The organism is Lacihabitans sp. CCS-44 (genome assembly GCF_024343735.1).
Classification (GTDB): domain Bacteria; phylum Bacteroidota; class Bacteroidia; order Cytophagales; family Spirosomataceae; genus Leadbetterella.
The window spans coordinates 78,595-89,473 of the sequence record NZ_RJUE01000008.1; the positions used below are offsets into that span (position 1 = coordinate 78,595).

General features: G+C 39.5%; 3 protein-coding genes. All 3 read right to left on the reverse strand.

Annotated elements, in window-relative coordinates; translation table 11 throughout:
- Position 1: 1 nt before the first annotated feature.
- The gene (locus tag EGI26_RS05950; RefSeq protein WP_255077009.1) at positions 2 to 6,961 is read right to left on the reverse strand and encodes a fibronectin type III domain-containing protein; all 6,960 of its coding nucleotides are present in this window, start codon (positions 6,959 to 6,961) and stop codon (positions 2 to 4) included.
- A gap of 24 nt (positions 6,962 to 6,985) precedes the next feature.
- Positions 6,986 to 8,716: a hypothetical protein gene (locus tag EGI26_RS05955; RefSeq protein ID WP_255077010.1), complete on the reverse strand. Its 1,731-nt coding sequence runs from the start codon at positions 8,714 to 8,716 to the stop codon at positions 6,986 to 6,988.
- 16 nt (positions 8,717 to 8,732) lie between these two features.
- The coding region (locus EGI26_RS05960; RefSeq protein ID WP_255077011.1) for a hypothetical protein at positions 8,733 to 10,879 on the reverse strand (2,147 nt) is incomplete at its 5' end.

Consider the following 10,879-nt stretch of genomic DNA (forward strand, 5'->3'; position numbering starts at 1 on the left):
ATTAATTCTTTATTCTTCTCCAACCACTTTCGTTTCCTTTTTGGCGATAACTCACACCAAATCTTCCTTCAAGACAAACTTTTGCGTAAGCATTAGAGTATCTCGAGCATCTTGGAACTGGATTCCACCTCCATCTACTATTGCAGGTTAGACAGGTTACGCAGTAATCATTACAATTTTTGTTTTTATGGTCGCCAGTGGCAATTTCAAGCTTACCGTATGCGGCTGCCATGAAATTCCAACCTAGGTCAGAGGTTTTTCCTCCTTCAGCTTTAATACCGAGGTTTAGCTTTCCGTCTAATTTGAAAGCCAAGAATGATACGAAGCCTTCCATGTCCATTTTAGAGTCAGTGCCAATCATAAAATTACCATTGGTAAAGTTTACTCCAGCGTAAGCTTTTCCTCGGAATTCTGCCTTTATTTTGTAGGCCAGAATCTTCACACCCAAAGCACTCATTTTATCTTCAGAGTTGAACTCTTTGGCTACGTCGAAGCCGAGGAATATACCTGTGAATGTTACGTTATCGTTTTTGTAAACATATTTCGGCAACTGCATTTTGTAAGTCGAAATTTCAGCTGGCATTCTAGGCGAAGCCGTGTTGCACTCTACTCCTAAAGCAAAAATACCATTTACGTTCATGCCAAGAATTTCGGTTCTGACCGTAGCACCAGTAAAGAAACCGTCCTGAGAAATGGTTACCAGGGCGTTGATTTCGGCCATGGAACCTTCAATAATTTCTTTGAAACAGTTGGCTTTGGCAATAATTCTCATTTTGCAAAAATCCAACTCAATGCTCGTTTGGCAGAATTTTTCCTCTTTGGTCCAGAGTTCCATGCCACCTTTTATAACAGGCTTGGCACCACAGGTTTTGCCATCAAATTCTACTGCGACCGTAACGTTTTTATACTCGGCTATTTTTTTACTGGTACCTGTATTGATGGCACTTCCTATTAAGAACACCTTGTATTTGCTATTTTTAAAGTCGAGGTCAAGACCACCTCCTACGGATGTCCAGGTAATAGAACCCATCGGAATGGTGGCCGATGTTTGGAAAGCGGCACCAACTTCTATTTCTCCTGTAGAGTATTTGTAGTACTTCAGAGAGGCTGCAAATTTATAACCGGCCGTTTCGATATCTCCTGTTCCTTCCATACCTATTTTAGGTCCTGTTAGCGATACTTTTACTTTTGCAAAGCCTCTTACCGCTGGTGCGTCGAGTTTGAGCATGATTTCGTTTATCTGAAACTCAGTGCCTTTACCAAAATCGCCTACGATAAGAGATACGTCAGAATCAAATGAAATGGATTTGGGACCGCCTTCAATCTGTAAGCCACCGGCAAATCCAAATGCCCAGTTGACATTGGGATCTTCTTTGGCTACTTTATCCTCTACAGCCTTCACAGATAAATTTCCCGATCCAACACCTTCTCGGAGTTTTTGGCTTTCCGCACTTAAAGCTCCTGTTTGGCTTGTGGTGCCCGTAGAGTCTGTTTTAAAGGCTGTCTGTTTGTCGTTGAATTTGGTAGTACTTGACAATTTGGCTAAGTCATCGTCCGATAGCTTTAGCATGTCGTCAATTTCACTCTTTCTGAGTTTGCCACCTTTTGAGAACACCAATCGACGGATGTTTATACCGGCACCACCGACCATAAATTTACCAACCTTTGCGGCTACCGCAAATTTACCAGTGGTAGACCATGTAAATCTATGCACTTCAAGAGGGAAGATTTCAACTCCGGTTTTCTTGGCTGCCTCAGCTTTGGTTTTTGATTCTTCAACTTTAGCTTTTGCATCGGCTTCTTCCTTGGCTTTTTGCTCAGGTGTTTTTTTAGCTTCCTTCAGTGCGGCTTGCTCCTCAGCATTCAAACGATTTTGGGTTTTCATTTTTGTTTCCAACTCACTCAGTTTGTTTCCAAACTTGTCTGTAGAGTCAGTATCTGTCGCAGTAGGAGCACTGTCATCTTTAATGATTTGTAGAGAGCCATCAAATTCATAGCTTTTTTCGGCAACATTAGATTTTAGGCTAATGCTTCTCTTACCGAGAGTTTTGAACCTGAGAGATCTAACTCTGAAACCGTTCTCTGGTAAGTCCAGCTCGATGTTTGGAAATACTTGTCCATCTACTACCGAGAGAGCCAAGGACTTAACGTGTACAAAGTTTTCTTTGTCTGCGAATATCTTACCGCCAATTCCGTAGCCTTTGAAGTTATTGAATATCTGGAAATTGGTCCAGTTAAACATCCAACTGTCAGCTACGGCTTGCTGATAGATATATCCTCTATCCAGTGCAAAAGATACTTGTTTCAAGTCAAATTTTTTGTCGACTTCGATTTTTTCAACGATGAGCGGACGGTCTATTTTAAGTTTCCAAATTTCTGGGAAACTCATCACACCTTTTAACGAAACACCGCTCTTCTTCAGAACCGCACTGTTTTTCTCAACATTCATGAAAATGCCTGTCAGAGGGCCTACACTGACCGAACCCACCGAGAATTTGATGTAATTTTCGTCGGCTCCTACTTTGTTTTTTTGAAATTCAGTATTTTTTTGAGCCGACTCTGCCTTAGAAACTGCTTCTTTGGCCTTGTCCACAGACCCCACCACTCTGAAGTATGGGCTCGTGTTTTCAAGTTTGGTGAGTTTTTCTTTAGCCGTGTTTACATCATTTTTGGCATTGTCTATTTTCTCATCAACACCTTTTTTAGCCTTGTTTGCGGCTTTTTTGAATACTATTTTATACTCTTTGTTATCACGAAGTTCTTCTAAAAATGAAGTTGAAAAAGTCAAGAACATAGGCTCTTTTTCAGGTACTTCTATCATTTCGGTTATGGCCTTCTGAGCTTCCTTATTTTCTGTTTTGGCTTTTGTAACAGCCGCTGCGGCATCTTGTTTTTGTTTTTCAGAACCACCGTTTTGTGTATCTTTCTGTGCTTTTTTGGCCAAGTCTAAAGCCTTAGCGGCCAGTTCAGCTTTTTCTTTTTGGGCTACTGCTTCGGCTTTTTGAGCTTCCTCTTTTTTCTCGTTTTGCTCTTTTACTGCCTTTATATCTTTTTTGACCTCTGTTTTCTTATCATCAGAAATCTTGTCATTGAATTTGCCAAAGCTTTTGGCTTTCTCAGGGGTGATTTCCTCTAATTCCATTTCTCCGAAATTCACACCCATGATGTGGGTTTTGGTGAATTTGAGGGTTGAACCTCCGATTTTTCCTTCACCAACCTTGCCCAATAGTTTCTGCATTCTTATGAAAGGCTCACCAGTGGGGCTACCTTCAAGTGTGATAGGGGCGTAGTCGAACAGGGTAAGTTCGGCTTCATTCTCAACAAAGTTAATCTGAGATAATAGTGGTATGGCATTAATTTTATTAGCGGCATCAGGTGTAACTATAATATCCTTGAAGGTCAACTCAGCCGTTTTGTCTGCTTTGTATAGCATGTTTACCTTGGCATCACCAGCTTTTCCGGTTTTTAGTTTTAGTTTACCCGAGATGGAGAAAGTGGTAGCTGAGTTTTTAGATGCTGATTCAACAGTCACATCAAAACCCAGAAGTTTGGTAAAGTTTGGAACGTCTTTTTCTCTTTCTACGAGATAGAGGTCTTTTCTGTTGTCGGCCTTCAGATACTCTTCTATTTTTCCAGCAGGAATGGTAGTCACCGACTTATTGTATTTTTCAAGATTGCCTTCAAGTGCAAGCTCGGTATCTTTAGCTACTAAAATTTTGAAATTACCGTCGGCGTCAGAAGTGGCCTCCGAACCTCCCTCGAATGTAATTTTTACATCTTTTAAAGGGTTTAGTTTATCACCTCTCCTTGGTTTTTTGCTTGATTTGTCGTCAACGCCATCTATAAAAATGGTACTGTCTTTGACCACCCCGTAAAGATAGTCGGCTGGTTTAAGCTTAATTTTGAAAGTAAATATTGAATCCTTTTTAGGAGTGATTGCAGGAAGTTTGAGGGTATGTTCTTCTTCCAAATACAATACTTGAGCATTTTCTTTATTGGTTACTTTAACCTTGAATTCCGTCTCTTTGGTTTTTGTATTGTATCCACTTACTGGTATGGTCGTGTTTACTTCAGCTATTGAAAGCAGCGACTCTACATTGGTAAATGCAGTGCTGTCCTTCATGTTTCTCATTCCAAATTTCCGCTTGTCTTCAGCTGTGTAAGTAATTATCCTTACGTTTTTAAAAGGATTGTCGAGAACAATTTTTTGATTTTCAAAAATACCAGAAGCAACTCTGTTTAGCTCTTTGAATTCCTTATTGTAGACCGAGTTAAAATCATTTTTTTGATACTGAGCGTTCGATTTCAGCAGAGATTTATTCTTAGAAGCTTCAATCCACTCTTTCTGATTATTTTCTAAAACGCTCTCTGTTAAAGTGATTTTGACAAAGTCACTGGCTGAAAGTTTCTTGTTGGCAAATCCCTCTGCAACTACGGTAATTTCACCGGTAATAGCGTTGCCGTCCTCATAAATTTGGAAGATTCCATCGGCATTGGATGTACTCTCTTTGCCATTGTAGATTACTTTTGCTCCTTGAACAGGCTTATCGCCTGCGTCAACCAAAACACCTTGAATTGCGACTCCCTCGGCACGAAGAATAAGGTTTTGGCTGATGTCGTTGGCTTGATATTCTACGGTTTTGGTGTCTTCATTGTAGGTGTTTAATGGATCTTTTGCTGATACGCTAATTTTAGTACCTGGGGCTACATTGTTTGGTATTTCAAATTCATAGTATCCATTTTTATCGGTTTTCATGGAAGTACCAAAGGCTTGAACTGTGGCATTAGCAACGGGCGTCTTCAAGTCTTTCTTGGCGACATATCCTTTGAGGGTAGCGGCAGGCAATTTGTATTTGAAATAGTCGGTTACTTTGACAAGTTTTCCGTCCTCAAAATTCTCAATCGGATTGACTGGGTACAGCACTTCTTTCCTACCTTTTTGTTTTACTCTAAGCACAAACTTATCATTGTAAAATTTGTTGTAGAATATTTGTGCGGAGGTGGCTGTGTTGCTATACTGCGATACCAACGTATAGTCATCATTGTTGTACCTGATATTGGTTTTACTGCCACTATTTCCTTCGTTGCTCAGATAAGGATGCTTGTCAACAATACTTTTAAGTCTATAGAGCCCGATTTCTTCGATATTGTCAATGGTTAATCCTCCAGGAAGGTCTTGTTCTACATTCACATTGACCATTTTAGGTACTTTGATAAACATAAACCCGCTTCTGATAGTCTCCATTTGTAACACAGATTTTTGGGTTATCATTTTTTCAGGCTCTAAAACAGGCGAGTAGCGTATGGTATTGGCCAGGACTACAATAGGATTAATAGTCTGAGTACTGTTATTGTTCTCGTCAAGATTAATTTTAACCAAAGTAGAAGAAAAGGCTTCGTTCTTGTATTTTACAAAAACATACAGATTTTTCAGGTCCCTGATTAGTCTTAAGGTCTTGTTTTTGAAAACATACTTGCCATTTTCATCCGTAGAAACGGTCTCTATGAGTTTTAGAGAACTGGCATTCTCTTTGAAACTATTGACATCAAAATTGCTGTTTTCACCACTGTAAAGCGAAACAATCGCATCCTTTAAATTGAATTTTGTGTTTCCAATATTTGATTTTTTTAGTATTTCACTTGTCGTGTTTCTTTGTCTGTTTGTTGATGAAGTGCTGTTGCCTGTACTTTGCAGAATTAAATCTTTTTTATCCGTACTTACACCCTCTTCTGAGGCATAGTATGCCCACTGCACTTTTCCCTCAATTTTTACTTCGGGTTCGGTCTTTTTCAGGTAGATGTCTTTTGCGATTCCTTCAATGCTAATAGGTTCGGCCGAAGCCCTTTGATTCTGAGCGTCAATACCAGCAAGTTTAAACTCATAACTTCTGTACGCTTCTAGGCCAGCGATGTTTTGGGCATTCAGCAAGCCATTTTTAGGTGTTACATTCAGTTTTTTCCATTCACCGGTGCTTCCTTTTTCTCTGTACTCGACCTCGAAAGTTTTGTGCTCAGGCTGGCCTTTCCAGTTGAATGTCAAAGACTTGGCGTCGTCATTCCAGGTTAATTTTAGATTGGTAGGTGGCTTGAGTTTCTCTCCATACTGAAAATGCTGTATTTCGGTGTATCCATTGTTGCGGAATACGCCTACGTCCTCAAAACCACGTTTCGCTATAGCTTGAACCCTGTAGGCGTAGGTTCGGCCTGAAAGAAGCGGCAGTAAAGTGGCGTTATAATTTAAGGTGGTGGCTCTTGTTCTGACCTTGTAGTATGGTGGTTGTGATAGGAAAAGGTTTTGTATATTTCCTTTAAATCCTTCATTTATGAAAAGCTCGGTGATGGTGAATTCGTACTCTACATCACCCACGTTTTTATGGCGTGGAGCCCACTGAAAGTTTAGGTTTTGGGGTTGCTGTGGCGTTTGAGCAAGATTGTTTGCTGGATTTATCCATACAGGGGGCTCATTCACTGCAATCCAAACCGGCGTACTCCACTGAATACCAGAAAGTGCTCTATTGGTGGCAAAGTCTATTACCTCTACGCCAAAACGAAAGGTTCCTTCAGAAAATACTTTACTGTATTGCTCTGAAGAGATTTTGAGATTGTATTGTTTAAAGTAGTTGGCCACCTGAGTATTTGGCAAATCATAAATTTGCCCTAAAGCAAGTGTGATAGGAGACTCGCCTTGTACCAATTCGGTGCTTTCTATTCTGAATCCCTGCCCTTCAACATAAAGTTTGAGTCTAATCGGCCGTGAAGCAATCTGATTATCCTTCATCTGCATTTGAATAGACAGATTGGTCTGGTTGGGATTACTGAAATCGGACAGATAAATAGGGTAGGGAGGCAGCTGCGTAAATTTTGCCACCACCGGGAAATACTGCTGAGCTATGGCTGAATTTGCCAATAGTAAGGCCAAAAACAGTAGTCCAAGGTACTTAGATTGTATTAATTTTTTCATTTGAATTTTCATAGAATAATATTTTTAGAAAGCGTAAGAGTAGCCTATGTTTCCGTTTAAATATGGTTTAACGGCTCCGCTTTTCACTAAGCCTGAATTGAAATTGAAACTATGTCTTTGTTTGGGATTATAATTGGCTCCCAATTGTAGGTTAGCTACGCTATTTCCTGATGCTGGAATCTCCGTGCCTTCTGTTTCGGTTTTTAGCCATGTAAGATTCAAGTTGGTATTAAATTTATTTTTCAGGAATCCTTTTTGTAAACCCACCGATGGGCCAAAGCCAGACATTTTACTAGTAGCGAATTTATTGCTTATTAGGTTGGTGCCTATATTAAGGCTCAGTGCCTTTTTGATAAATTGGTGGCTGTATCCGAGCGTGGCGTTGGCTATTTTGGTTTTGCTCAATGGGTCTATTTTATTGTCACTTTTGTTTTGAGAATTCAATAAATTGAGGTTGAAAACTACGGCTGAATTCTGATTCTCATCTCTCTTGATAGTTTGGTTTATGTTGTAAGCAATGTTTTGTGAAATCATAGAAAAATCTAAACTATCAATTTCCAAGCCTGGAATTCGGGTGATTTTGGAGTATAAATCATTTACGAACATGTAAGATTGAAAATTGGAGAAGTTTAAACCCATGCTGAGTTTTTCGTTTAGTTGACCATTTGCATTCATAGACCCGACAAATCGCCTTCCATTAGTAGCTTTGGTTTTTTTGATATCGTCTGTTTGAACACCAATATTGGCCGCTAAACTTACTTTGTTTTTGAATAATTGCTGTGTAAGGTTGACGGTATAATTGCTGATGTCGTTTACGAAATAATAACCTCCATGCGTTTTATAGTTCGGGTCTATTTTTTCATAACCCCCACCAATCAGTGTATTAGAGGCCGCAATATTATAGTTAATGGTGGTCTTGAAAGCATTGTAAGATTCAGTGGTGGCGTTAGTCTTTGCGAATATGCCTGCCAAGGTTCTTAGTTTTACTTTCTCGTAAAATGTGCTCTGATCTTTTGTGAGTACACTGTTGCTGTACTCGGCATTAACTTGTAAGGCATGAAAAAGTGTAGTGCCAAAGTTGAGGGCAATGACCGTATTGTCCTCTGGAGTGATGATTCCAGACTCTGGGCCTTTTCTTTTTTCAACCGGAACAGTATTGGCAAAATCACTAGATTTGAAAACAGTGATACCCGCTACATAATTGCCAGGATTGTACTCAACTTTGGCACCATAGCCCATTCGTTTAAAAGTGGGTCCCGTGGTTAGCGTATCTACAAACTGACCTTTCCTGAGCCTTCCTGTCATCAGTTGGATATTCCAGTTGGTTGGCTTGAGCTCTAGACCTCCACCCAGAAACTGGTGACCGTTAAGCGTGTAAGGCGAAAAGTTCATATAATTGGTTCCGATGTGTGCGGTTGCCCATTTGTAAGTAGGGTTTATGCTCAGTTGGTTAAATGAATATCCCTGCGATAATGAAACTTTTCGATCGGTAAAGTTCATTGACACCGGCACATTTATAGTATTGAAAATATTGAAATTGAGATTTCCAGAAAGAAATAAATTCACTGGTCTGTTTACGTTTGGAAGTCCATACGAAAAAACCGAGTTTAAGCTAAGTACGCCATTGACTGTCAAGGGCTTCGCCTTTGTAATTGCTTCTAAATCGACATTCTGAGCTAAGCTGTAATTTGTACTTACAGCTAGGCCGAGATGTAGAATCATTGCAAATAGTAGTTTTGAAAAATATTTGTTCATTATATTGGTTTTAGGCTTAATTTAGGATTACCACTCTTTTTGCTTTTTTCGAAATTTCATTTTCAAGAGTCAGGATGTAACTGGTATTTGGATTGAGATTAGCAGGAATCTCAAAGAATACTGTATTGTCATTGTAGTTCTCAAGTTTCTTTGTAAAGATTTTTTGAGTTCCATTTACACTTAGTAATGAAATCGTGAAATCTTTAGGGTGATCTTCGTCTAGTTTAATTCCAACTAACCCGTTCGTAATTGGATTTGATAACATCGTAAAATCAAGAATATCATAGCCAAATGGTGGGGCAAATCCACCGTCATCGAGTTTATCGACTATATTGATGTTTTTGGCGAATGTGTAAATACAATCTGAGACCGTCACTTGAGAGGTGATTTTGTATGTACCCAAGGTAGCAAAGCTGAGTTTGAGCCTTGTAGGATCTTCTGAAATCATTTTAGCCGCACTTGGATATATCCATTTTACATTGGAGGCCAATGGATTGGTTAAATCTACAAATACAACCTCTTTGTTCACAGGGGCTTGTGTAGGCGAAGCAAAGAATGGCTTCACATTGGCATTCGGAATTATCGAAACGCTATCAAGTGCCACACAACCTAGAGAATTGGTAACAGCTAATTTGTAATTCCCAATACTGTCTCCAACGATTATAGCACCGAGTAATTTTTTACCCAATGGAGTGATCCATTCATATTTAGTTCCATCGGCCACAGTACCATTTACTTCAAAAGGTTTAGAAGGACAAACTTCTTTTTGCTTTGTAATATTCAATGAAATGGCAACTGGAGAAATTAGTTTTAGTATATCTGATTTTACCTCACAACCTAAAGCATCAGTTACAATTGCTTGTGCATTTTCATTATTTACAGCAAGATTTGTAATTTCAGAGGCCGTACCAGTGTAGTTGACACTATTCCAAGTGTATTTGTAAGCTCCTCTACCCGAAGTGGCCAAAACTGAAAGCTTAGCATCAGCTTTGCCAAAACATGATGGTTGAGTGTAGCTCAACTTCGCTGACATCTTTGAAGTTGAATCTTCAATGGTTGTTGCCAAAGTAGTCTCACAATTGTTTGCGTCTACAATTTTTAGGGTGTAAGTGCCGGCTTTAAGATTTTGTCTATCTAATTCCACAAAATTAGGAAGGTCACTCCATGAGGCCTTGTAAGGTTTAGTTCCACCAAATGCCGCTGTTTTAACACTCGCCTTTCCAGAAGTTTCGCAATAGTTAAGAGTTTTTGAAACTAAGTTTGCTGACAATTTTTCTGGTTGAGAGATTCTCATACTGTCTTTTTGAGAACAACCTCGACTGTCGGCTATAGTAAATTCATAAAGTCCCGCGGCTAAATTGGTCGCAGTTTCTCCTTTTGCTGAGGATGGATTTTGCCAAGTAATACTGTATGGTGATCCGAAACCTCCTGTGGTTTTAAGTTGGATGCTACCATCGCTCAAGCCAAAACAACTTACGTTTTTGGTAATTTTCTCTACGGCAATTTTACTACCAACCTCAAGGTTTGTAAATCTGCTGGAAGTAGTTCTGGTAGCACATGCTCCAACCCCAAACACATCGACTATGTATTGACCACTAGACAATTCATTTACTGATGGTATATTTAAATTTTGTGTAGTTATGTTTAGATTCGCTCCGTTTTTAAACCATCTAAACGAGCCGAAATCTGTACCTGCAATTTGGAAAGTTACTGATTCACCAATACATCTTTTTGCATCTATTGGTTGGGTGATGATTACAGGCAATGCTGTCACATTTAGGAATGAGGCCGTTGAAGTTATTGTTCCACAGGGTCCGTAAATTTCCACTGTGTAAGTTCCTTTATCTGAAGGTTTTAGGATATTGAATTCTATTTTGAAATTTGTACTGTTAGGTATTTTTTCTCCATTTTTAAACCATTGATAGCCAGTTACGACACCGTCATGTGTGGCTTCGATAATTGCACTTGAGCCCTCGCATTTGTCGGCGTTTGGAGAAATTTTCACATTGGTTATTGGAGCATTGATACTCAAAATGGCTTCGGCACTTATTGTAGTTGCGAAAGAACAAGCTCCAGAACCGTTTGCGATGGCTTTGTAAACACCGGTATCAAAACCTGCTCTAATGTTGCTTACTATTAGCGTAGCCGAATTGCTTCCCGATA

Excerpts from the sequence above, each read along its gene's own strand:
- EGI26_RS05950 (WP_255077009.1), bottom strand. The coding sequence starts at position 6,961 with ATGAAAAAATTAATACAATCTAAGTACCTTGGACTACTGTTTTTGGCC.
- EGI26_RS05955 (WP_255077010.1), bottom strand. The coding sequence starts at position 8,716 with ATGAACAAATATTTTTCAAAACTACTATTTGCAATGATTCTACATCTC.